The sequence below is a fragment of the Sporacetigenium mesophilum DSM 16796 genome (genome assembly GCF_059569055.1).
In genome coordinates this window covers 41536-66603 of sequence record NZ_JCANUR010000005.1, presented here as the reverse complement: position 1 = coordinate 66603, position 25068 = coordinate 41536, and the positions used below count along the sequence as shown (strand labels likewise).

Below are 25068 nucleotides of genomic sequence, written 5' to 3'. Positions count from 1 at the left end.
AAACGCCCCTATATAATATAGGGGCGAGTTTATTCGCGGTACCACCCTAGTTATCTAAAAATTAGATATCTCTGTAGACTATAACGCATCTAACCGTTTCATCTTAAAAACATAATTTATGTTGTTCGGATGAAAAGCTCAGAGGCCATCTTCAATAAAACTCTTAACGCTAGCTTTCACCTTTACTAGCTCTCTGTAGATAAAAATTTTTATTTACTCTTCTCTTCTTAGCTTTATCTTATAATTATTGCCAATATTTTTAAATTAAATTCTATATAATATTCTTCTTACTGTCAAGTATATTATTTAGAAACTCTTTTGCTCATAGTTTTGTTTGTTGTTTTAGGTAAATCTAAATCTATATCTTGAAGAACTTCGTTTGAATATTCAACTCCCATGTTTTTTACTTGAGGATCTGCTACCATTTCTTTTAAAATAAACGCATTTTCGTATTGATTTCTTTTGTGACTTTTCATTTTATCAGATTTCATGATATCACTCCTTTATTAGTATTTACTTATCTTTAGTTTTTACAAAGTATAGGAGTTAATATTCATGTAGTATTATTTTACAAATTTTAATATATTTAAGCAAAAATTACGTAACATATAAATACAGATGCCAAAACACCTGCTATATGGCTAAGCATAGCACAAGTCAAAGTGTGCCTAGTGTGTTTTATTTTTAGACTTCCATAATATATTGCCATAGTATAAAAAATAGTTTCTGATGCTCCTACTATAGTTGCTCCCATTTTTTCTACTATAGAATTTATTCCCACTCTAGATACAAGTTCTGTATACATGGCAAGTGCACCACTTCCAGATAATGGTTTTACAAGTATCAATCCTATTAATTCTTTAGGTATACTAAATAATTTAGCTATAGGTGAGAATAATAATTCTAGAACGTATAATCCTTGGCCATTTTTAAATACTCCAATAGCTAAGAATATACCTATTATAGCAGGTGCTATTTTGTATGTAGTTTTTATACCATCAAGTGCTCCTTTTACAAAACTATCATATATGTCTACTTTTTGCATTTTACCATATACAATTATTATAAGTATTATAAGAGGAACTAATAAGTTAGATAATATATCTATCATTATTTAACCCTCCTCTGTAGCAACTTGCAAGTAACTATACCTATTATTGTGGATATTGTAGTTGCAAATAAAGTACTCATTATTATTTCATTAGGATTTGTTGCTCCATTATCAAATCTAAGCTTTAACATTGTAAAAGGTATTATTTGAATTGATGATATATTTATTACCAAAAACATAATCATATCATTGCTTGCAGTATCCTTTTTAGGATTTAAAGTTTGTAATTCTTCCATGGCTTTGAGACCAAATGCAGTTGCTCCATTTCCTGCACCTAAAATATTTAAAGCCATATTCATAAGCATATAGGACATTGCTTTATGACCTTTTGGTATAGATGGAAATAGCCTTTTTAGAGGTTTGTATAAGGATTTTCCTAGCTTATCTATTAGTCCAGAATCCTTAGCTATATTCATTATTCCCATCCATAAGGCCATTATTCCTATTAAGCTTATAGTGAACTCTACGCCTCTTGAGGCTTCACTTATAATAGTTGTGTTTAGGCTTGGAAGTTTATTACATAAAATACTTCCTACTATACCTATACTCATCATATAAAACCAAATTTTAGCTATAATAATCCCCCCTTAACTAAATTTTATGATTTTAAGTTAAGGGTTTATACTTGAAACTTGATTAATATTGTGTTTTTATAATATTATGGGTTTTTCTAATTTTTTTACTATATTCATAATAGGATAAGGAGAATAGACATGCGAAATTTAACACTTCTCACAGATTTATATCAGCTTACAATGATGAATGGCTACTTTGAAAACGATGTCCACCAGGATATAGTTGTATTTGATATGTTTTTTAGAAAAAATGCATGTAAAGGTGGATATACAATAGTCTGTGGTATAGAACAGTTTGTAGATTATGTAAATAACCTGCATTTTTCTGATGAAGAGATAAAATATCTAAAAAGTTTAAACTTATTTTCTGATAGATTTTTAAAGCTTTTAAAAGAATTTAAATTTACAGGAGATATATATGCAGTTGAAGAAGGAAGCATAATGTTTCCAAATGAACCTATAGTTACAGTAAAGGCTCCTTTATATCAAGCACAATTAATAGAGACAGCTTTATTGAATATTGTAAACTTCCAATCTCTTATAGCAACTAAAGCCTCTAGAGTGTGTTCTGCTGCACAAGGAGACACTGTATTAGAGTTTGGTTCAAGACGTGCTCAAGGACCTGATGCTAGTCTTTATGGAGCTAGAGCAGCTGTTATAGGTGGTTGTAATGGTACTTCTAATGTTTTAGCAGGTCAAATGTTTGGTGTTCCTATATCTGGAACTCATGCTCATAGTTGGGTACAAAAATTTGATGAGGAACTTGAAGCTTTTAAAGCATATGCTGAAGTTTATCCTGATAAATGTTTGTTATTAGTAGATACTTATGATGTACTAAATAGTGGAGTTCCAAATGCAATAACTGTATTTAAAGATCTAGTAGAAAAAGGACATAAGCCACTTGGTATAAGATTGGATTCTGGAGATTTAGCATACTTATCTAAGGAAGCATACAAAATGCTTAATAAAGCAGGGTTTGGAGATTTATCTATAACTGCATCAAATGATTTAGACGAACATGCTATTACAACTCTTAAACTTGCAGGTGCTAAGATAAACGCTTGGGGTGTTGGTACCAAACTTATAACATCTAGTGATTCACCATCTTTAGGAGGAGTTTATAAAATTGTTGCATCTTATGATAATGGAGAATTTGAACCAAAAATAAAAGTATCTGAAGATCCTGAAAAAATAACTAACCCAGGATATAAAAAAGTTGTTAGAATATATAATAAGCAAGGAAAAGCTGAAGCCGATTTAATATTATTACATGATGAAAATATAGATACATCTACATCTATTGAACTTTTCCATCCTGTATATACATGGAAAACTAAGACATTTGAAGATTATACTATAAAGGAAATGTTAAAGCCTTTATTTATAAATGGTGATTGTAAGCATATTAAAAAACCTGTTATGGAAATAAGAAAATTTGTACAAAAAGAGCTAGATACTTTATGGAGTGAGTATAGAAGAATATCTTCTCCTCAAATATATAAAGTCGACTTGTCTAATAAGCTTTGGAAGTTAAAGCAAGATATGCTAGATTCCAAGAAACAAAAATAGAAAGGAGGCATTCTAATGGATGTTACAGATTATAAGATAATAGAAATGCTTCAAACTGATGGTAGAATATCAATGAAAGACTTAGGGAAAATAGTAGGTCTTACTTCTCCTGCTGTTTCTGAGAGAGTAAAAAGATTAGAAGAATCAGGAATAATAACTGGATATAAAGCCATAGTAAATCCAGAGAAATTAAATAAAATAATAAAAGCTTTTATAACTGTAGGCTTACCTGGAGATAAGTATAAAGAGTTTTTAGAATTAGCTCAAAATAAAAATAGCATTATTGAGTGCCATCATATAACAGGAGAAGACTGCCTAGTCTTAAAGGTTATAGTTAAAAATATGGACGAACTAGAAAGACTAATTGACGATATAAAAGCCTTAGGTAGAACTAAAACATCAGTTATATTGTCCACTCCTATAGAGACAAAACCAATATTATAGTATAAAAAAAGTTCCCGTTTGGGAACTTTTTTGTTTACATGAGAGTATCGAATTTTATTGGATTAAATCTAAATAGTATTCTATAAATTCATCTATTTCATCATCGTCATCATCTTCAACTTTTGAAGTTTCCACTATTCCTTGTTCTTTTTTTAGCCTATTTTCAAAGAAGGTTTTAGCTACTTGTGGGAATAGTACGTATGAAAGTACATCTTCTTCACTTCTAGCTAAATCTCCTATTTCATTTTTTGTTTTATCGTATTCTGGCTTTAATAAATCAGCTGGCCTTACTGTAACTATATCTTCATTTCCTATTATTTTATTCTTAATTTCTTCTTTAACAGGATATAGTGGCTTACCATATAAACCTCTTACATAATCTTTTATTTCCTTTGGAACTAACTTATATCTTTCTCCCATTAATACGTTAAATAAAGATTGAGTACCTACCATCTGACTCATAGGAGTAACAAGTGGTGGATATCCTAAATCTTCTCTAACCTTTGGAACTTCTCTCAAAACATCTTCATACTTTTCTACTGCATTTTGTTGTTTTAATTGAGATAATAAGTTAGATAGCATACCTCCTGGAACTCTGTAATTAAGTGTTTGAGGCTCTGTAAGCAATACCTTAGTGTCTAGTGTACCAGCTTTCATATATTTATCTCTTATAGGCTTAAAGTACTCAGCAACCTCTGTAAGTGCACCCATATTAAGCTCTGGGTTTCTATCCATTTCACTAAATGTTACAGCCAATGATTCTGTTGGAGGCTGAGATGTACCACCTGAAAATGGAGATATAGCTGTGTCTATTATATCAACTCCAGCTTCAACAGCTTTCATATATATCATATCAGCTATACCACTTGTACAATGAGTATGTACCTCTATTGGAAGCTTAGTTGTTTCTTTTATTTTTTTAACTAATTCATATGCATTATATGGAGTTAATACCCCAGCCATATCTTTTATACATATAGAATCAGCCCCCATGTTCTCCATTGATTTTATTAATTCTAAGTAATAATCAGTAGTATGAACAGGGCTTGTGGTATATGATATTGCACATTGGCAATGGGCATTTTCTTTTTTTATAGTTTTTATTGATGTTTCTAAATTTCTTATATCGTTTAACGCATCAAATATTCTTATTATATCTATACCATTTTCTATAGATTTTCTTATAAATCTTTCAACTATGTCATCTGGATAATTTCTATAACCTAAAAGATTTTGACCTCTAAGAAGCATTTGTAATTTAGTATCTTTTACATTAGCTCTTATTTGTCTTAACCTTTCCCAAGGATCTTCGTTTAAAAATCTTAAGCAAGCATCAAATGTAGCTCCGCCCCACATCTCTAATGCGTGATATCCTACCTTATCCATAGTTTCTAGTATGGGAATTATCTCATCAGTTTTAAGTCTTGTAGCTATAAGAGATTGGTGTCCATCTCTTAAAACTGTCTCTGTAAACTTAACCTTATTCATAAAATTCATCCCTTCTTAGTTTACTATCCTTGAATTGCTTTTTCTATTCTATTTAAACCTTCTTTTATGTTTTCTAAAGATGTAGCATAAGAAAGTCTTATATAATTATCATTTCCAAATCCAATTCCTGGAACTACTGCTACTTTAGCATGTTCTAATAAGTAATCAGCAAAATCAATAGAAGTATTTATATTATACCCATTTAATTTCATGCCTAACAACTTGCTTATATTAACCATTACATAAAATGCACCTTGTGGTCTTAGACAAGATAAATTTTGTATTGAATTTATTTTATCTACCATAAACTCTCTTCTTTCCTTAAATGCACTTATCATCTCATTAATAGGCTCTTGTGACCCTTTTAATGCTGCTATTGTAGCGTATTGAGCTATTGTGTTTGGGTTAGATGTTGCATGACTTTGGAAGTTACCCATAACCTTAGCTAACTCTTTATTAGATGCTGTATATCCTATTCTCCATCCTGTCATAGCATATGCCTTTGCTACTCCATTTACTACTATTGTTAAGTTTTTGATTTCTTCTCCTAATGAAGCTATACTTACATGTTCTCCTTCATATAATAACTTTTCATATATTTCATCAGATATAACATATATATTATTTTCTACTGCTATTTTTGCTATTTCTTCTAAGTCTTCTTTTTTGTAAGCTGTTCCCGTTGGATTGTTTGGGCTATTTAATATTATAGCCTTAGTATTTTCATTTACAGCTTTTCTTAATTCATCTATTGAATATTTAAATTCGTTTTCTTCTGGGCATTCTACAAATACTGGAGTTGCATCTGCTAATTTAACTAATTCTGGATAACTTACCCAATAAGGATTTGGAACTATAACTTCATCTCCTTCATTACATATAGCTGCCAATATATTATATAATGAGTGTTTTGCTCCATTTGATACAACTATTTGATCTATTGTATAATCTAAGTTATTGTCTTCTTTAAGTTTTTCACATATAACAGATCTTAAACTTTCCATCCCTGAAGCTGCTGTGTACCCTATATTTTCTTCTTCTATAGCTTTTATAGCTGCTTCTCTTATGTACTGAGGAGTTTGAAAGTCTGGTTCTCCAGCTCCAAAACCTATTATGTCTATACCTTCTGCTTTTAATTTTTTTGCCTTAGCTGTTATAGCTAATGTAACAGATGGTGCTATAGATTTTAATTTGTTAGATATTTGTTTCATTGTAATTCCTCCTGTTTGTTAACGTTTTCTTTTGATAAAAATACCTATATAATTATATTATCAATTAATACCTTAATAGTACACTCATAAATTAAAGTATTTATAATTTTAAGACTAACTTTAAAATTTATTTTTCTTTTTTTACTTTAATTTAGTGAATTTCCAATTTAATAATATACAAAAATATGGCAATTGTCTATATCTTTATTATTTGTAATAAATAACAAAAATATTTTTCGTCATTTATGAGAAATATAATATTGAAGTGACTAATTAATTAAGGAGGAATTAATATGAATTTAAAAAGAGCTTATGAAATAAAAAACTCAAATGGATATATAACAGCTTTTTTCAGAGACCAACCTATTTTAATAGAAAGTATAAATAATGAAAATGAATCTGCATTTATAGTTTTTCGTTCTAAACCTACAAGAGTTGAAGTTCCAATAGACGAAATACATGAAAACTACAAGTTTAGAAATAAAGAATTTCAATAAAATAAAAAATATCGCTGAATTTTCAGCGATATTTTTTATACCCACTTATCAAAACCGTTATAATTATCTATGTCTTTTAAATATTTATTTCTATTCTTTAGTTGATCTTCTCCATTATAATTTACAGTGGTGTTATAGACTATACTAGTCTTATCTTTTAGTTCATTTCTCTTAGTATTTGGCTTATAGTTTTTATTTTTATTAGCACTTATAGCTATAAATCCTATTATACTTAATAAAGTAAAAATAACTATATTTAAAGCTATTAATATTCCTTTATATTGAAATGCATTTTCAAAAGCAAGTATATTTATAGGTATTAAATTTGCAATAATCATCACATACATAGAAATTACTATAAATGTAATATCATTCATAATTTTTCCTCCTTTTTCATAAGCTATATTTGATATATATAATTTATTACCAAAGAATTTTATATATATACATAAGTTATCTTCTTTTAAATTTATATTCATATGCTAGTCCAAATATGAACAACTTTAAAATAAATAAAAATAGAGCAGCTTTCGCTACTCTATTTTTATTTATTTTATATTGAATTTAATATACTCTCTTATTCTATCTCTATCCCTTGGGATTTTTCCACAAAATATTGCCTTTCTAACTAATTGCTTTGTATCGTCGTCTACATAAGTATCTAATAAATTATCTATATTTTCACATTCTCTATATCTAAATATATAATTTGTTGCAGTGTATTCCATACAAGCTTTTATAAGCGACATATCTTCATTTGGATTTAATAATTTTCTAGTTGCAACTATATCTGCATATCCCATTAAAGATATATCTACACTTTCAGTATTTGTTTCATTAAACATCTTGAATAGATTTTCACATGACATATCGTTCTGTTTATAAAGGGATAATGGCCACATGTGATATCTTACATAATTGTATAGTATTTTTATTGATTTATCCCCTAGACCAAGTCTTTTCCCTATATCTACTATCATATCCGCCCCTATAACTTCATGCCCTTTGAATCTAACTCGTCCAGTTTCATCTACTTTTCTTGCAGGTGGCTTTCCTACATCATGAAACAATGCCCCTAATTTCAGAAGTTGTATTTTCTTTATGTCATCTTCTACAACTTCATACAAATGTTCTTTATTGTAAGTTTGTATATGTTTTTCTAAAAAATCCTCTGAATGTAAAAGCTTTTCTAATGTATTTAAAACATATACAGAATGATCATAACAATTTAAAACATGGTACTTACATTCTCCAACTTCTTTCATAGGCTCTATTTCTGGAAATATTTCTTTTAGTTTATTCATTTTGTCTAATTCTTTTATATATTTATAGCTTTTATCTTCGTTTAGAATTTCTAAAATCTCTCTTCCTAATTCCATAAAATCACCTCTGAATTTATAAATCTAATACTTGTTGATACACATCATTTTTGGATAAGTTTCTCTCCTTACATACTACTTTTATAGCTTCTTTTTTGTTCATACCCTCTTCTATAAGCTTTATAACATATTCTCTTTCATTTAATTCATCGTAATTAGATAAAACTTCTATTTCTCCAGTAAATCCCTCTACTATAATTACAAATTCGCCTTTTATATCTCTTTCACTTAATATATTTATACAATTTTGTATATTATCTCTTATTATCTCTTGATACTTTTTAGTTAACTCTCTATTTATACATATATTTCTATTCCCTAATATATTTAACATATCTCCTAAAGTATCTTTTAGTCTATGAGGTGATTCATAAAATATAATAGTTCTTCTTTCTTGTTTTACTTCTTCTAATTGCTTTCTTCTTACCTTTTTGTCTCTACTTAAGAAGCCTTCAAATGCAAATTTCTTTGTTGAAAGGCCAGAACCTACTAATGCTGTTGCAAAGGCTGTAGCCCCTGGAAGGACTTCTATTTCTACACCTTCATCTATAGCCTGTCTTATTATAACCTCACCTGGATCTGATATGCCAGGCATACCTGCATCACTTATTATTGCTATGTTTTCTCCATTTAACAGCTTTTGTATAAGATAACTTCCCTTAGCATCTTCATTGTGTTCATGATAACTCGTAAGTGGCTTTGATATATTAAAGTGGTTCAATAGTCTTATACTATGTCTAGTATCTTCAGCTGCTATTAAATCAACTTCTTTTAATACATTTAACGTTCTATAAGTTATATCTTCTAAGTTCCCTATTGGTGTTGGGCATATATATAATTTTCCAATCATTTAAATCTCTCCTATATCTTCATTTGCATATATAGCTCTTATTTCTTTACTATAATTCCCATCATTATCGTAAACATAAAGTGGATCTAATATCTTAAGTTCAGGTCTTCCAGATTTAACAAACTCTACAAGCATAATATTAGGCGCTTTTCCTGGTTTAGGATGTATGAACTGAATTTTTTTTGGTTCTAATTTGTATTGTCTTCCAAATGTTATTATATCAACAAGTCTAATTGGCCTATGTACCATAAAAAACTTTCCTTGAGGCATAAGAAGTCTTGAAGCAGCTTTTATTACATCTTCTAATGTACACTTTATTTCATGTCTTGATATTGCCTTTTTATCATTAGGGTTTTTTATTCCCCCTTCGTGCATATATGGAGGATTTGATGTTACAACATGAAATCCATTAGTAGGTAAAACCTTATCTATATTTTTTATATCTTCATTTATTATTTTTAACCTATCTTCTAATTTATTTAACTTAACTGAGCGATTTGCCATTTCATAAACTTCTTCTTGTATTTCTACTCCTATTATTTCCTTTGCACTACTTTTACCAGCTATAAGTATAGGTATTATACCTGTCCCTGTTCCTAAATCAACAACTTTTGCATCTTTTTTTATACTTGCAAAATTTGCAAGTAATACAGCATCTACACCAAAACAAAATCCAGTTGTGTTTTGTATTATTTTAAGCCCTTTTAATTGTAAATCATCTATTCTCTCATTTTCTTTTAATGTTATCTCCATAATTTATTCTCCTTGCAAGTCATTATTATTTATTATGCTCAAAATTCAGGCCTGTTGCTCAAAAATTATAAGAAAAAGGTAGGAAAAATCCTACCTTTTATTAGTCTTCTAATTTTTTTAGTAGTTTTAGTGTATCTGGATCTAAATCGTCATGATTATGATTACATCCACCACCGCTACCGCAGCATCCACCGCCACATTTCTTAGCTGATTCTACAACTGTCACTTCGTGAAGTTCATACAATTTAACAGTTTTATTTTCTAATTCTACCTTTATTTGTTCTAATAAAGTATTAGTATCTATTATTTTTCCTTTTCCATCTTGAGTTTTTACTATTGATGATACTGGTGGCATTTTTTCTAGAGACTCACTATATGTGTTGTGTTCATATTTTAAGCAACAGAATAATCTTCCACATACACCAGATATTTTTGTTGGATTAAGAGAAAGATTTTGATCCTTTGCCATTTTTATAGATACTGGTTGGAAATCACCTAGCCAATAAGAACAGCATAAAGGTCTTCCACAAGGTCCTAGACCTCCAATTGTCTTAGCTTCATCTCTTACGCCTATTTGTCTTAATTCTATTCTAGTTTTGAATATTGATGCTAGATCCTTTACAAGTTCTCTGAAGTCTATTCTTCCCTCTGCTGTAAAGTAGAATATAAGCTTATTTCTATCAAATGTATATTCACAGTCTGTAAGGAACATATCTAAATTGTGTTCTTTTATTTTTTTTGTACATACTTCATACGTTTCTTTGGCTTTTTCTTTATTTTCATTATATATTCTTGTATCTTCTTCGTTAGCTATTCTAACTATAGGCTTAAGAGGAGATACGATTTCATTTTTAGTTACTTCCTTAGGTCCTACTACTACAAGTCCATATTCGAGCCCTCTAGCAGTTTCTACCACTACATTTATTCCTTCTTCTATTTCAAGATCCACTGGATCAAAGTAATATATCTTACCTGCATTTTTAAATCTAACTCCTACTATCTTTATCATTTAATCACCTCATGTATATTAAAAGCCATAACTTGTAGGCTTATATTAAAGTTGCAGTTGCTACTTAGCTTTTTTTTAGTTCCCTCTATTATATCAATAATAGTAGCTACTTGAGAATAGGAAATTTTTTTATTTAGATTTTGCAGGTATACTAGTTGATCTATATTTATTATCATTTCCTTATTTACTTTTTCCTTCATAATCATAATATCTCTAAAATAAGTTATCATTATGTCTAATGTATCTACTATATTTTCTTTATTTTGTTCGAAGCTAGATAGTGTATCTAGCATATCAACTATATTTCCCTCTATAATTAATTCTATAAGATTTTGTATATTGGATCTTGTAGTTTTAAATTCTTCAGAATCTACTAGTTCTAATGCCTTTGATATACTTCCTCTGCAAAAAGAAGATATATATTTGGCTTTTTTCTCATCAATATTGTGTTTATCTATAAGATAATTTTGTATATCTATTATTGATAATGGAATGAATTTTATCATTTCACATCTAGATTTTATAGTATTTAGTAATGTTTCTTTGTTTTCAGTTATAAGTATTATAATAATATATCCAGGTGGCTCTTCTAGTGTTTTTAAAAGAGCATTTTGGGCTTCTACAGTCAATTTTTCTGCTTCATTTATTACATATATTTTGTAATTTTTATGAGGCTTTATTATTATATCTGACTGTAATTCTCTTACTTGGGATATTTTTATACTACTTCCACTAGGATTAATCTCTATATAATCTGGACTATTTTCTAAATTACCCATATCTAATAATATTTTTGCAAGTTCCACGGAAAACTTGTGCTTTCCTATTCCACTAGTACCTTCGAAAATATATGCATGACTTATTCTGTTTTTATTTAAACTGTTTATCATATATTTCTTGGCAAAATCTTGTCCAATAATATTTCCAAAATACATAACTATATCTCCGAATCTTTTACTATTTTATTTTTCATCTATTATAGATATTATACTATTATATATCTCTTCATGTATATCGTCTATGCTTCTTAAATTCTGATTCTTAACACAGCTTATTTTTTTCCAATTGTATTTATCTGCTATATAAAGTGAGTTATTATATGATCTAGTTAAATAACCTATATCACTTTCATGTATATCCTTTTTTGATTCTCCTGTTATTTTGTTTTTTCTGTCTACCATTAATCTTTGGCTGTATTCTATTGGAACATCTAAGAACACTACACAATCCGGTTGTGGAAGTTTGTATAAATTAAATTCAAAGTCAAATAGCCAATCTAAGTACTTGTCTCTTTCACTTGTATCCATTTTTGATGCTTGATGTACCATATTTGACGTAGTGTATCTGTCACATATTACTATTCCACCATCTTTATAAAACTCTTCCCATTCAGTTTTATATGATGCATATCTGTCACCTGCATAAAAAGTAGATGCTATATAAGGGTCTACATCTGATGGGTTTTTCCCAAAATCACCCCTTAAGTACATCTTTACAAGAGATGATGAGTCGCTATTGTAATTTGGAAACTCAATTTTTTTTATTTTATATCCTTCATTTAATAATCTTTCATATACCTTGGCAGTTTGAGTTGCTTTTCCACTTGCATCTGAACCGCTTTCTATTATGATTAGCTTTCCTCTCATGTCTTCCTCCGCTTATTATCTATCTATTATTTGTATATATTCTAAGTTATTGTCCTTAACTCCATTTACTTCCATCCCTAAATCCTTGCAGTTTAAAACATAATCTATTGCTTCTTTAGTTATTTCTTCTCCAGGTGATATAAGACTAACTCCAGGGGGGTAAGGTATTATATACTCTCCACATATTTTTCCTATAGATTCATTTATATTTATATTTATCTTCTTACCATAAAAGGCATCTCTAGGACTCATTAATTTTCTTGGAAGTGTAGTAGGATACTTTATTGTTTTTGATAGTTCATTTTCTTTTTTCACCTTATCTATTTCCTTTAGTGAATGCTTTAGCTTATCAAAATCTTCTTTTGTATTTCCTATAGTACTTATTAGTAGTACCCCATAGTAATTTGACAATTCAACTTGTATATTATACTTATTTCTTAAAATATCACTTAATTCATAGCCTGTAATTCCTAAATTCTTAGTTAATATATAGATTTTAGTAATATCTATATTGTTTTGCTCATATACTTTTAGGTTATCTAGCCTTTTTATAAATTTCTTTAAATCTATTATATTATATATCAGCTCTTCCATTAAGTCTTTTCCATTGTTTTTATATATTTCAACTGCCAATTCTAATGAAGATAACAACATATAAGATGGACTAGATGATTGTAGTATCCTCAAATATGATCTTAACTTTTTTATATCTACTTTATTTCCTTTTATATGCATAATAGAAGATTGAGTAAATGAAGGTAATGTCTTATGAATGCTATGTATAACAATATCTGCTCCTAGATTTAATGCTGAACTTGGCAACTTAGTACTCAGTTCTAAATGTGACCCATGAGCTTCATCTACTATTAATATCATTCCCTTGCTGTGTATGTAATCTGCTATAGATTTTAAATCATATGTAGTTCCAAAATAAGATGGATATGTAAGAATTACTCCCTTAGCATCTAGATTATCTTCTACTACATTTCTTATATCATTAAGTGTATACCCTGTAGATATTCCATATTCTAAATCTATACTTGGATTTATATATACAGGTTCTATATCTCCTAATATACAAGTATTTATAACTGATTGATGACAGTCTCTATTTGATATTATTTTGTCTTTTGGATTACATATACTCATTATGGCTGCTTGTATTCCACATGTTGATCCATTTACAAGATAAAATGTATAGTCGCTATTAAATATATTTGATGTGTTTTCTTGAGATACTTTTATAGCATCTTCTGGATTGTGTAAATTATCAGTTCCTGGTATTTCTGTTGTATCCATAGCATATAAATTTGATACTATATCTTTATATCCAAGTCTTTCATATATACTTCCTTTTTTATGACCTGGCATATGAAATGACGTTATATTATCTTTAACTATTTTATTTAATGAATTAATGATTTCCATTTTTATAATTCCCCTTGTACATTTATTATATATAATACATTACAACATAAAAAAGATTGTGTCCATTTGGATACAATCTCTTTTTTATACTTCTTCTTTCATGCTATTTGTTATGACAACACCCTTTTTATTTTTAATAATCCCAGGTTTACATTTAAATGATTTTGAAAATCCTACATTAAGATCTATATCTCCATTTATTTTAGTATCTAAAGTTATAATATCACCTATTTTTAGTTCTAAAAGTTCTTCTACACTTATTTTTGTTCTTCCTAAGTTTGCAACTATATCTGTATTTGCACCACAAATACTGTTGTATAGTGCACTTGTAAATTCAAAATCATATTCTTTGTTTTCCCTTATAAAAAGTCTTTTTGATTCTAATTGATCTAATACTGGCTCCATACAGCTATATGGATTACAAAAACTCATTTTTCCTACTTCTTTATTACCATTCATCATTTTCATATGAGAAATAAGAACAGGTTCACTTACTGGATACTTTTTACTTGACCCTACATTAGTATAAACATTAGATACTTCTCTATATTCACAACCTTCAAATATATGCATTTTTGTTAAAAAGTTACTTGCTATGTATGATATTAATTCTCTATCTATTTTGGCAAGTTGTCTATTATAATCATCAAGTATGCCATCTCCACTAAGCATTAAATCTATAAGTGAAAGTGCAACACTTTTGTCTAATTGATATATAAGCCCTTGAACTAAAGGTTGTATTGCATGTTCAATGATTACAGAATCATTAGATATCATATTCATAAATTCTTCATAGTTTGTTTGTTCTGTCTTTTCTAGTTTACATACTATATTTGGTCTCTTTAATTCATAGGCTATAAATAGATTTATACTTTTACAAAATTCTTCTGATATTACAGATAAAAATCTCATATTATCTGTAGAATATTTTTGTGGTTTTTTAAAGTCATATACAATTACTTCTTGTTTCATAATATTTTATTATATCTCCTTTCTAAATTTTATCTTCTATAACATTATACTAGCACTAATATTATAAAAGTAAGATGTCTAAACATCTTACTTTTATAATATTAATTCTTTATGTTGTACTATAAATTTAATTATTTATCATCAAAACAAATTACAGTTTAGATAAAGCAGCTACAATAATCTCTTCTTTAAAAGGTTTTACAATAAATCCTTTTGCTCCATAAATAATTGCCTCTTTCATTCTCGCCTCTTGTCCTAATGCTGATACCATAACAATTGATGCTGCTGGATCAAGTTTTTTAATTACTCTTAATGCTTGTAATCCATCCATCTCTGGCATAGTGATATCTAGCGTTACAATATCTGGTTGTAATTCTTTATATTTTTCAATTGCCATCAAGCCATTTTCTGCCTCACCAACTATCTCAAAATCATGATTTTGAAGCATGTTGCGAATAGACATACGCATAAATGCTGCATCATCGACTATTAATACTCTTTTCATAACATTGTCTCCTTTTTTATAAATTTTATCTTTTCCTATATACAGAGGGTTTTACACGTTCAAAATCTGTTTCTAAATTAGATAAACTCTCAGACATTCCAATTATCAAATATCCTCCTGGTTTAAGCGATTCGTATAATCTTTTAGATAACTTTTTATTTGTAGGATTATCAAAGTAGATCATAACATTTCTACAAAAAATAACATCGTATTTAGATTTATCCCAGCCTATGCTATTATTTAAATTAAAATATTTAAATTCAATTAAATTTTTCACACTTTCAATAACTACATAATTTTTATCGTTTATCTTTTGAAAAAAATTCTTCACCCATAATTGTGGTAATTTAGATACTTTATCGTCTAAATAAATCCCTGACCTTGCTTGCTTTAATACACTATTAGAAATATCCGATGCTGTTATAGATACCTTTGACCTTGAATTCTTCCCGAAAACAGATGATGCTAACATAGCAATACAGTATGGTTCTTCTCCCGTTGATGAAGCCGCAGACCAAATTTTTATTCCTCCAATTTTCGGTTTTTTTAGATAAGGCAATAGTACTTCATCTTTTAAAAATTCAAAATGTTGCTCCTCACGCATAAAATAAGTGAAATTCGTTGTTAGCTTATCTACTAAGATATTTACTTGCTCTCCACTCTTATCTTGCATCAAATTATCTATGTAGCTTTTAAAATCAGGAAATCCTAAGCGTTTTACTATGGATACTAGTCGCGTTTCAATCAGTGTTTTTTTCTTTTCAAGATTTATCCCATAATTATTATACATAAAATTTTTCAATCGTACAAAGTCTTTATTAGTTAATTCCATTATTAATATCCCCTACAATTTCTATTAATGAATCACAGTCTAGTATCAACTGAATTTCATTATTTATTTCGCTAACACCTTTTATGAAATTCTGCTTATTTTCTTCTTTATTTGAGACCATTTTCATACTTTGATTAGGTGAAATATGAATAACTTCATTTACGGCATCAACTATTAATCCCATCTTATCCATATTGTTTTCAATTATAATAATACAAGTTCTCTCATTATAATCAATTGGCTCTATATCGAACCTTATTCTAGCATCCATAACAGGAATAATAGTACTTCTTAAATTAATAATTCCTTTCATGTACTCAGGAAGAAATGGAACTTTTGTTATAGGTAACATTTCAATAATTTCTATAATATATTTTGATGACAATGCATATTTTTGATTATTTATAACAAATACCATATACAAATCATCTATTTTATTATCTATTACTTCATCATTTGTATTCACAGTTAATACACCGCCCTTTTAAATTACTTTTTCAATTTTTCCAACACTCTTTATACGTAATTTATTTGTAATCGTATCGAAGATAATAGTCCTTCCACAAGAACCTAGTACATCTTCAGAAACAATGGAGATATTTAATTTAGCTAATGTTTCTTTGCATGCTTTTACATTTTTTTCTCCAACAGTAAATATACTACTGCCTGTATTTTTAAAATTAAACATATGTGCTCCACCAGCTAACTTTCCTTTTATAAATCTTACATTAGCACCTGCTTTTTTCATTTCGCTATATAATAAAGTAATTCCAGTATCCGCATACTTTGCCTTATTTACTATATTTTTTTCATTATTTGAATTTGGAAGTAAAATATGAACTAACCCAGCAATTTTATTTATCTCGTCGTAAAGTACTACACCACAACAAGATCCTAAACCTATGGTCATAATTTTGTTAGGTGCTTTTATAATCTTAAGTTCTGCTATACCTACTGTTACATTTTCCATTAATCAACAAATCCTAATGATTCTAATAGTTTTTTACATGACTCTAATTTAGGAATAAAATAATATTTTCCATCAATTTTTTGATCTGTAGTAAAAAAGTCTGTTTCAATACATAAAATTGAATCAGCAACCTGTCCATATAATGAAGCTGGTAAATTCATAATTGCCATAACCATATCTACACTAAAATAAGGAATTGATGGATCTATAGTTAGATTTGTCATATCAGATATTGCAGTTAAGTATGTTCCGCAAAGTATGTTGCAAACTTCTCCTATTGAATTTAATTCTTCACAAACAGAATTATAATCGTTTCTATCACATATAATTTCTTTCCCAGAAAGCTTTGATAATAAATTAAGTGCCGAATCAACTTTCATAATAACCATAATAAATCCTTCCATGTCTCCTGAAAGCTGTAAAACAGTTCCTACAACTAATTCTTCTGGACAACTATAACTATTGGTTATATCTGAAAATTTAATCATGTCACTTTTAGGAATGCCAATATCAACTAGCTCATTCAACATCATAGCTAATGAATTTGATGCATTGCCTGAACCTATATTGCTAATTTCACTTAGTACATTCAATTTATCACACTCAAATTTCATATATACCTACTTTCTATCTAATCTATAGATTTTACTGTTAATTGTCTTCTCTTTAACTGGTTTAATATTACATTTGGAATCATCTCTAAAGAAGTTTCCTTTGAAACTGCTCCAAGATTCATTGCAGCCATTGGCATTCCATAAACAACACAAGAGTGTTTATTTTGACCAATAGTATATCCTCCAGCTTTCTTTATATCAAGTAGTCCTTTAGCTCCATCAGAACCCATTCCAGTTAAAATAACACCTATAGCATTTTCTTTAGCTACTTTTGCTACAGATTCAAATAAATGATCTACCGAAGGGCAATGACCACTAATTTTCTCTCCTTCTTTAACTTCCAATACATATTTATTATTTTTATTTACGATTGACATTTGTAAAGCTCCCGGTGCTATATATGCATGTCCACTTAATATTTCTTCTCCGTCCTTACCTTCCGAAACCGTTATAGAACATTCTTTATTTAATCGTTCTGCATATTTCTTGGTGAATACAGGTGGCATATGCTGTGTAATTACAATTCCAGGTAACCCTAGGGGTAATTGTCTTAATAATTTACTAACAGCTTCTACACCGCCCATAGATGCTCCAATAGCTATTATCTCTTTATTATTTTTTCTTCTTATATTACTATTGTCCAATATACTTCTTTTCTGTACAGGACTATTAACCCTCTTATCTAATTTAGCAACTGAAGCTTCTTTAATTTTAGATGCTAAGTCATTGGCAAAATAATTCATTGTATTTGCATTTGGTTTTTCAACAAACCCAACTGCTCCAGCACTTATAGCTTCAAAGCATCTATCATCGGCACCACTAATAACAATCGTAGGAATTGGGTATTGATTCATTAAAATTTTTAAAAATTCAATCCCGTCTATCCCTGGCATTTCGATGTCCAGTGTTAATACATCTGGTCGAAGTTGTAGTATCTTATCTCTAGCATCATATGAGTCTTTAGCAGTTCCAACGACCTCCAAATCTGTATATTCTTGAAGATACTTTGCTATAACACGTCGAAACATCATAGAGTCATCAATTACCAATACTTTTACCTTTTTATTATCTTCCATAGACTATCTCTCCCTTTGACTAACACCGTTTACTTATTTATAATGGCGTTTACATCAAATATCAAACTAATAGAACCATCTTCTAAAATTGAGCAACCTGACATGTAAGATTGAACTTTTTCAAACTGCGTTAACAATGTAGGTATTGGTTTAATTACAACTTGTTGTTGACCAATAATACTGTCTACAATGATACAAACATTTCCCATTTCAGACTCAACTAAAATCATAATACCTTCATTAGATTTTGCTGGTATATCTAGTATCTTTGATAATCTACGAATTTCATAACAATTACCTCTAATAATACTATGTTCTTCTCCATTTGGATTCTTAACAATCTCATAAGCACCATGCCTAAAAACTTCTTTTATATTAAGTGATGGGATAATATATATTTCATCACCTATTTGTACTTTCATACCATCTATAATTGCCAATGTTAGTGGAATGCGAAGTACAATCATAGTGCCATTTCCTTTTTCACTATCTATACTAATAGAACCTCTTAGCTTACGGATATTTGTATAAACAACGTCCATACCTACGCCTCGTCCTGAATACTCAGTTACAGCTTCCTTTGTAGAAAATCCAGGTGCCAATATGAAGTTGTATGCCTCTTTATCACTAATTTCATCAATACCTTTACTTGTAATCCCTTTTTCAATTGCTTTTTGAACAATAGCTTCCTTATTTAATCCTCGGCCATCATCTTTGATGACAATAACAACGTCTCCGCCAGTATTTTTCGCCTCTAATGTAATAGTTGCTTTCTCTGGTTTTAGATTTGCTTTACGCTCTTGTGGCATCTCAATCCCATGATCCATACTATTTCTTATCATATGCATTAAAGGATCTGAAATGTTTTCCAAAATATTCTTATCAACCTCCGTTTGCTCGCCAATCAGTACTAAATCTACTAATTTACCAGTTTTTTTACTCATATCTCTTACAACTCTTTGCATTTTAGTAAAAGTGGATGAAATTGGAACCATACGGATTGACATAACAACATCTTGTAATTCATTTGTCAATTGATGCAATCTTCTTGCTTGTTTTTCAAAATTCTCTGGATCAAAGTTTTCTAGCTGTGATTGCTTTTCTACCATAGATTCAGTAGTTACAATTTCACCAACTAAGTTCATTAGGGTATCAACCTTATTAATATTTACAGTTAAATAACTATTTTTATTAGATGTATGTGATTGAGCAACTTCTTCTTTAATTTCTTTTTTTAATGTATTATTAATAATTTCTATTTCATCATTTATTTTATTAGGTGTACTTAATTGAATTACTTCTTCTTTAATTTCTTTTTCTAGTACATCATTAGTTATTACTATTTCATTATTTATCTTATTAGGAGTACTTGATTGAACTACTTCTTCTTTAATTTCTTTTTCTAATGCATCATTAGTTATTGCTATTTCATTATTTATAGCTTCATTAGCTACACCAAAACTTTCTTGTAATTCTGTTTCATATGGAACTTCTATAATTTCAAGGCTTTTTAGAAACATAGTTTCTTCAACACATTTTTCAATTTCACATTTATCTTCTATTGTTCTTACATACATGGTGAAACCATTTTTGACTATGTCATCATCACATTCTACATTTAAATCTTCAGGTATAGTTTTCATAATAGAACATAATCCATCAAGCATAGTAGTTACACCAAGTGCTCTAATTCCTTCCATGCCACATCCACTTTCGAAAAATACTTTTACGCACAAGTATTTTTCTCCAATAGTTTGTGTAGGTAATTCTATATCTAACAATTCATTCCCATCGTTATTTACATCACTATTATTTAATAAATTTAAAGCTCTTTCATGTAATTCATCAATACTAGCCTCTGGAAGTAATCCCTCTTGCACGTTTAACATTTCTGCTTTAAGAAAATCAATAATAGCTAATACAACGTCAATTACTTCTTCCCACTTACTTTGAGAAAGTTCAAGTCCATTACGTATTTCATCAAAGACATCTTCTATACTATGAGTGAGCTTTGTTAAACTATCATATCCCATCATAGCTGAAGAACCTTTAATAGTATGCATTGCTCGGAAAATCTCTTCAATTTCTTCTTTTCCTAATTTTCCAGAATCTATTTGACTTACAAGTAAAATTACTTCTAACTTCTCTAATAACTGCATATTTTCATACACATAAAATTCGGTTAAAGAATCTATTCCGCTCATATCTTTTCTCCTTTATTAATTAAACATAACAAATTTAAATTTGCTTTATATTTAAATTCAATTTCTAAAAATGGAAGCCTAAAAGCTTCCATTTTTTAAATCATAAATTTAATATATTATAAAAATTCATTGGTATGAAAATAACTAACTTCATCACTATTGAATTTTATACATTTATGCGAAGGATTCTGATTCATCCATATCAAAATAATTAATTTCTTCACTGCTGAAATTTATATGTTTATGCGAACGAGTTTTATCTTTTAATTTAAAGTTCTCGATAAGTGATTTCAGCATTTGTGCTTGTCCGCTTAGTTCTTCACTACTAGCAGCACTTTCCTCTGCCGTTGCAGAGTTAGTTTGTACTACTTCTGAAATTTGTTCTACTCCTAGTGTTACATGAGAAATTGCAGTAGCTTGTTCTTCAGATGCTTTAGCTATTTCATCAACTAATACAGTAGTTCTATTAGTTGTATTGATTATTTTTTGTAGTGATTCAGCTGTATTGTCTACAATCTTAGTTCCATTGTCAACTGATTTAATTGAGTTTTCGATAAGTGTAGCTGTATTCTTAGCCGCTTCTGCCGATTTAGCAGCAAGATTTCTTACCTCATCAGCAACAACAGCAAATCCTTTACCAGCAGAACCTGCCCTAGCAGCTTCTACAGCAGCGTTTAATGCTAATATATTTGTTTGGAATGCAATATCATCTATTGTTTTTATAATTCTTCCAATTTCATTAGAAGTAAATGAAATCTCTTCCATTGCTTTAACCATCTGTTTCATTTGTTCATTACCTTCTTGAACTTGACGACCTGAACTTATCGTTAAATTATTAGCCTTTTTAGCATTCTCTGCAGTATCTTTAATTTTGTCAGATATTTCTATAATTGTTGCAGACAACTCTTGAATTGCACTTGCTTGTTCAGTAGCACCCTGTGATAACATTTGTGATGCACTTGCCACTTGATCTGATGCTCCCCCAACTTCTTCTGAAGCTACATTTATTTGTGCCATTGTTTCACTTAAATCATTAGTAATTCTATTAACTGATCTTTCAATATTTTTAAATACTCCCATGTATTCTACTTCAGGTGTAACATCAAAATTGCCTGATGCAACGTCTCCCAAAACACGAACTGTATCATTTATAATTTCCTTAGTTTTGTTACTCATTTGACGCATACTATTTGCTAAGTCCCCTAATTCATCCTTTGATTCATAATTAATATTAATATCAAAGTCACCAACAGCCATTTTATTTGCAGCTATTTCTATTTCTTCAATTGGCCTTTTTAAGCTCTTTGTGATATTCAGAGCTATAGCTATTCCTGTTACTATAGCAAATAAACACAGTCCTATAGCAATATACATTGATTTTGATACTGTATCTTGTACTGTTTTATTAAATGCAATACCGTCTTCCTGTGCCTGTTCACTAAAAGCTATTACTATTTCTGAAATTTTACCAAATGTTTCAGCCCATCCACTTGTATCTATATCTAATATATTACCGCTAAAACCTTCACTATTTGCAGTTGCATATATTTTATCGTACTCTTGTCTTAAAGCAGTCGCCAAGCTTTCAAGCTCATCAAGTGTTCTTTGATCTTCTGCAGAATCACGAAGTGTAGAAGCGTTACGAATACTGTCAATTCTTTTATTAATGTCTTCAAAATCTTCTAGAATTACTGTTCTATATGCTTCTTGATCATTTTCAAGAAATGTATTATTAATATTTCTTGCAATGTTAGCTAAATCTCTACGAATCCATACAGAATCAGATGTTACTATATAAGGCCCCGTAAATAAATCATTACTTAGCTTTTCTGATTTTTTCAAATTAAATACTGAATAAAAACTCGCAAAAGCTGTAAGTATTAGTACAATAATAAAAGATACCATTAGCTTTTTACCTATTTTCAAATCTTTCATATAAATTCCTCCCTACAATTTGATTTGTTATAATTTCTGTTACATCATACAATAAATTTTTTTATTTAAATAATAGCTATTGTATTTTTCATTTTTCAGAATTTTACCACCTCAGATAATTTATCGGATAATCAGGTAAATACTTTAGTTATTTATTGTATCTTTTTGATGTATTTTGTAATAAATATATGTATTTATACGAAGGATTCAGACTCTTCCATATCAAAACAATTAATTTCATTACTATTGAGATTTATATTTTTGTTAGAATAATTTTTATCTTTTAATTTAAAGTTCTCAATAAGTGATTTCAGCATCTGTGCTTGTCCACTTAATTCTTCACTAGCAGCAGCACTTCCCTCTGCTGTTTCAGAATTGGTTTGTACTACTTCTGAAATTTGTTCTACTCCTAATGTAACTTGAGCAATTGCACTATCTTCTTCCACAGATGCTTTAGCTATCTCATTAACTAATAAAATAGTTTTATTAGTTGTATCAATTATTTTTTGAAGTGATTGTGCTGTGTTATCTACAATCTTAGTTCCATTACCAACAGCTTTTATGGAATTTTCAATAAGTGTAGCTGTATTCTTAGCAGCTTCTGCTGATTTAGCAGCAAGATTTCTTACCTCATCAGCAACGACAGCAAATCCTTTTCCAGCAGAACCTGCCCTAGCGGCTTCCACAGCAGCATTTAATGCTAATATATTTGTTTGGAATGCAATATCATCTATTGTTTTTATTATTCTTCCAATTTCATTAGAAGTAAATGAAATTTCTTCCATTGATTTAATCATCTGTTTCATTTGCATATTACCATCTTCAACTTCACGACCTGCACTTACTGATAAAACATTAGCTTCTTGAGCGTTGTTTACAGTATCTTTAATTTTGTCAGATATTTCTATAATAGTTGCAGATAACTCTTCAATTGCACTTGCTTGTTCAGACGCACCTTGTGATAACACTTGTGACCTGCTTGCTACTTGCTCTGATGCCGACTCCAGTTCTTTTGAGGCTAAATTTATTTGTGACATTGTTTCACTTAAATCATTAGTAATTCTAAGAACTGATTTTTCAATATTTTCAAATACTCCTATATATTCTACTTCGGGTTTAACATTAAAATTACCACATGCAATTTCTTCTAAAACACGAACTGTGTCATTTATAACTTCATTAATTTCGTCACTCATTTGGCGCATACTATTTGATAACTCACCTAATTCATCTTTTGATTCATAATTAATATTAATATCAAAATCACCAACAGCCATTTTATTAGCAGCTATCTCTATTTCTTCAATTGGCTGTTTCAATCGTTTTGTAATGTACAGTGCTATAACTATTCCTGTTATTATAGAAAATAAACCTAGAGCCATAGAAATATAGTATGATTTTGATACTGTATCTTGTATTTGTTTATTGAATTCACTCCCGCTACTTTCGGACTCTTCATGGAGAGCATTTACAATTTCTACACATTTCTTATATGATTGATAATATGCAAGATCATCACTCATTATCATTTCTTTTGCAGTCTCATAATCTCCCTTATCTATATATACATAAATCTTCTCGTATTCTTGTCTTAGCGTATTTACTGAGTTCTTAAGAGCATCCATTCCTTGTTCGCCTGACATAGAAGCACCACTAAGCACATCAAGAGAAGCACCGCTAAGTTCGTCAATTCTATTATTAATACTATCAAAACTTTTCAGAATTGTATCTTTATAGCTTGTGTCTGTAGGGTTTTGTGCAACAATCATGCGAAGAAGATTTTGGTCAATGGAAACTATATCTCTACGAATCCCCTCAGATTCTTTTGTTACTACATAAGGCCCTTCATATAAGTCCTTACTTAGTGTCCCTGCTTCTTTTAAATTAGATTGTGCATAATAATTTGAAACTGTTGTAATTACCAAAACGATAATAAACGATATAATTAGCTTTTTACCTATTTTCAAATTTTTCATATAAATGATTCCCCTTTTTCCTAT

At 29.2% G+C, this 25068-nt stretch carries 26 protein-coding genes and 1 other annotated feature; of the genes, 3 read left to right on the top strand and 23 right to left on the bottom strand.

The window, feature by feature from the left end; genetic code table 11:
• Positions 1–16: 16 nt before the first annotated feature.
• Positions 17–238 (bottom strand) — a binding site (T-box leader).
• 64 nt (positions 239–302) lie between these two features.
• The 3 genes from BS62_RS06295 to BS62_RS06285 form a co-directional block, all read right to left on the bottom strand.
• Positions 303–491 (bottom strand): hypothetical protein, encoded by a 189-nt coding sequence (locus BS62_RS06295; RefSeq protein WP_496490407.1) that lies wholly within the window; start codon positions 489–491, stop codon positions 303–305.
• A 95-nt stretch (positions 492–586) separates the two neighbouring features.
• A complete protein-coding gene (locus BS62_RS06290) occupies positions 587–1111 on the bottom strand; it encodes a spore maturation protein (protein WP_496490406.1) in 525 nt (174 codons plus the stop codon).
• Positions 1111–1665 (bottom strand): nucleoside recognition domain-containing protein, encoded by a 555-nt coding sequence (locus tag BS62_RS06285; protein WP_496490405.1) that lies wholly within the window; start codon positions 1663–1665, stop codon positions 1111–1113. Before BS62_RS06285 ends, BS62_RS06290 begins: the two co-directional genes overlap by 1 nt.
• 159 nt (positions 1666–1824) lie before the next feature.
• On the opposite strand from BS62_RS06285, the gene BS62_RS06280 reads away from it, so the two are divergent.
• Entirely contained in the window at positions 1825–3255 is a 1431-nt protein-coding gene (locus tag BS62_RS06280) for a nicotinate phosphoribosyltransferase (protein ID WP_496490404.1), read from the top strand.
• A gap of 15 nt (positions 3256–3270) precedes the next feature.
• Positions 3271–3699: an Lrp/AsnC family transcriptional regulator gene (locus BS62_RS06275; protein ID WP_496490403.1), complete on the top strand. Its 429-nt coding sequence runs from the start codon at positions 3271–3273 to the stop codon at positions 3697–3699.
• 54 nt (positions 3700–3753) lie between these two features.
• On the opposite strand, the gene BS62_RS06270 is transcribed toward BS62_RS06275, so the two are convergent.
• Positions 3754–5187, bottom strand: coding sequence for an oxaloacetate decarboxylase subunit alpha (locus BS62_RS06270; RefSeq protein ID WP_496490402.1), 1434 nt, complete (start codon positions 5185–5187; stop codon positions 3754–3756).
• 23 nt (positions 5188–5210) lie between these two features.
• The gene (locus BS62_RS06265; RefSeq protein ID WP_496490401.1) at positions 5211–6398 is read right to left on the bottom strand and encodes a pyridoxal phosphate-dependent aminotransferase; all 1188 of its coding nucleotides are present in this window, start codon (positions 6396–6398) and stop codon (positions 5211–5213) included.
• 293 nt (positions 6399–6691) lie between these two features.
• On the opposite strand from BS62_RS06265, the gene BS62_RS06260 reads away from it, so the two are divergent.
• Entirely contained in the window at positions 6692–6895 is a 204-nt protein-coding gene (locus tag BS62_RS06260; protein WP_496490400.1) for a small, acid-soluble spore protein, H family, read from the top strand.
• A gap of 35 nt (positions 6896–6930) precedes the next feature.
• Here BS62_RS06260 and BS62_RS06255 read toward each other — a convergent pair whose 3' ends face one another.
• The 18 genes from BS62_RS06255 to BS62_RS06170 form a co-directional block, all read right to left on the bottom strand.
• A complete protein-coding gene (locus BS62_RS06255) occupies positions 6931–7272 on the bottom strand; it encodes a hypothetical protein (RefSeq protein WP_496490399.1) in 342 nt (113 codons plus the stop codon).
• Between the two features lie 171 nt (positions 7273–7443).
• Positions 7444–8274, bottom strand: coding sequence for an HD domain-containing protein (locus tag BS62_RS06250; protein WP_496490398.1), 831 nt, complete (start codon positions 8272–8274; stop codon positions 7444–7446).
• 16 nt (positions 8275–8290) lie between these two features.
• The gene (rsmI, locus tag BS62_RS06245; protein WP_496490397.1) at positions 8291–9124 is read right to left on the bottom strand and encodes a 16S rRNA (cytidine(1402)-2'-O)-methyltransferase; all 834 of its coding nucleotides are present in this window, start codon (positions 9122–9124) and stop codon (positions 8291–8293) included.
• On the bottom strand, positions 9125–9877 hold the full coding sequence (locus BS62_RS06240; RefSeq protein WP_496490396.1) for a tRNA1(Val) (adenine(37)-N6)-methyltransferase: 753 nt from the start codon (positions 9875–9877) through the stop codon (positions 9125–9127).
• A gap of 100 nt (positions 9878–9977) precedes the next feature.
• Positions 9978–10886 carry a PSP1 domain-containing protein gene (locus BS62_RS06235; RefSeq protein ID WP_496490395.1) on the bottom strand — a complete coding sequence of 303 codons (909 nt, stop codon included), beginning with the start codon at positions 10884–10886 and terminating at the stop codon, positions 9978–9980.
• On the bottom strand, positions 10883–11821 hold the full coding sequence (locus BS62_RS06230) for a DNA polymerase III subunit (RefSeq protein ID WP_496490394.1): 939 nt from the start codon (positions 11819–11821) through the stop codon (positions 10883–10885). The genes BS62_RS06235 and BS62_RS06230 overlap by 4 nt, the downstream gene beginning before the upstream one ends.
• Positions 11822–11848: 27 nt before the next feature.
• Positions 11849–12532: a dTMP kinase gene (locus tag BS62_RS06225; RefSeq protein WP_496490393.1), complete on the bottom strand. Its 684-nt coding sequence runs from the start codon at positions 12530–12532 to the stop codon at positions 11849–11851.
• Between the two features lie 15 nt (positions 12533–12547).
• Positions 12548–13960: an aminotransferase class I/II-fold pyridoxal phosphate-dependent enzyme gene (locus BS62_RS06220; RefSeq protein WP_496490392.1), complete on the bottom strand. Its 1413-nt coding sequence runs from the start codon at positions 13958–13960 to the stop codon at positions 12548–12550.
• 84 nt (positions 13961–14044) lie between these two features.
• On the bottom strand, positions 14045–14932 hold the full coding sequence (locus tag BS62_RS06215) for a flagellar motor switch protein FliM (protein ID WP_496490391.1): 888 nt from the start codon (positions 14930–14932) through the stop codon (positions 14045–14047).
• Positions 14933–15083: 151 nt separating this feature from the next.
• Positions 15084–15437 carry a response regulator gene (locus tag BS62_RS06210; RefSeq protein ID WP_496490390.1) on the bottom strand — a complete coding sequence of 118 codons (354 nt, stop codon included), beginning with the start codon at positions 15435–15437 and terminating at the stop codon, positions 15084–15086.
• Positions 15438–15462: 25 nt separating this feature from the next.
• Positions 15463–16269, bottom strand: coding sequence for a CheR family methyltransferase (locus BS62_RS06205; RefSeq protein WP_496490389.1), 807 nt, complete (start codon positions 16267–16269; stop codon positions 15463–15465).
• Positions 16256–16735, bottom strand: coding sequence for a chemotaxis protein CheW (locus BS62_RS06200; RefSeq protein ID WP_496490388.1), 480 nt, complete (start codon positions 16733–16735; stop codon positions 16256–16258). Before BS62_RS06200 ends, BS62_RS06205 begins: the two co-directional genes overlap by 14 nt.
• Before the next feature lie 18 nt (positions 16736–16753).
• Entirely contained in the window at positions 16754–17239 is a 486-nt protein-coding gene (locus tag BS62_RS06195; protein ID WP_496490387.1) for a chemotaxis protein CheD, read from the bottom strand.
• Positions 17239–17853 (bottom strand): chemotaxis protein CheC, encoded by a 615-nt coding sequence (locus tag BS62_RS06190; RefSeq protein WP_496490386.1) that lies wholly within the window; start codon positions 17851–17853, stop codon positions 17239–17241. Before BS62_RS06190 ends, BS62_RS06195 begins: the two co-directional genes overlap by 1 nt.
• Before the next feature lie 17 nt (positions 17854–17870).
• Positions 17871–18929 (bottom strand): protein-glutamate methylesterase/protein-glutamine glutaminase, encoded by a 1059-nt coding sequence (locus BS62_RS06185; protein ID WP_496490385.1) that lies wholly within the window; start codon positions 18927–18929, stop codon positions 17871–17873.
• Between the two features lie 29 nt (positions 18930–18958).
• On the bottom strand, positions 18959–21133 hold the full coding sequence (locus BS62_RS06180; RefSeq protein ID WP_496490384.1) for a chemotaxis protein CheW: 2175 nt from the start codon (positions 21131–21133) through the stop codon (positions 18959–18961).
• A gap of 174 nt (positions 21134–21307) precedes the next feature.
• The gene (locus tag BS62_RS06175) at positions 21308–23068 is read right to left on the bottom strand and encodes a methyl-accepting chemotaxis protein (RefSeq protein WP_496490383.1); all 1761 of its coding nucleotides are present in this window, start codon (positions 23066–23068) and stop codon (positions 21308–21310) included.
• A gap of 194 nt (positions 23069–23262) precedes the next feature.
• Entirely contained in the window at positions 23263–25044 is a 1782-nt protein-coding gene (locus BS62_RS06170; RefSeq protein ID WP_496490382.1) for a methyl-accepting chemotaxis protein, read from the bottom strand.
• Positions 25045–25068 lie beyond the last annotated feature (24 nt).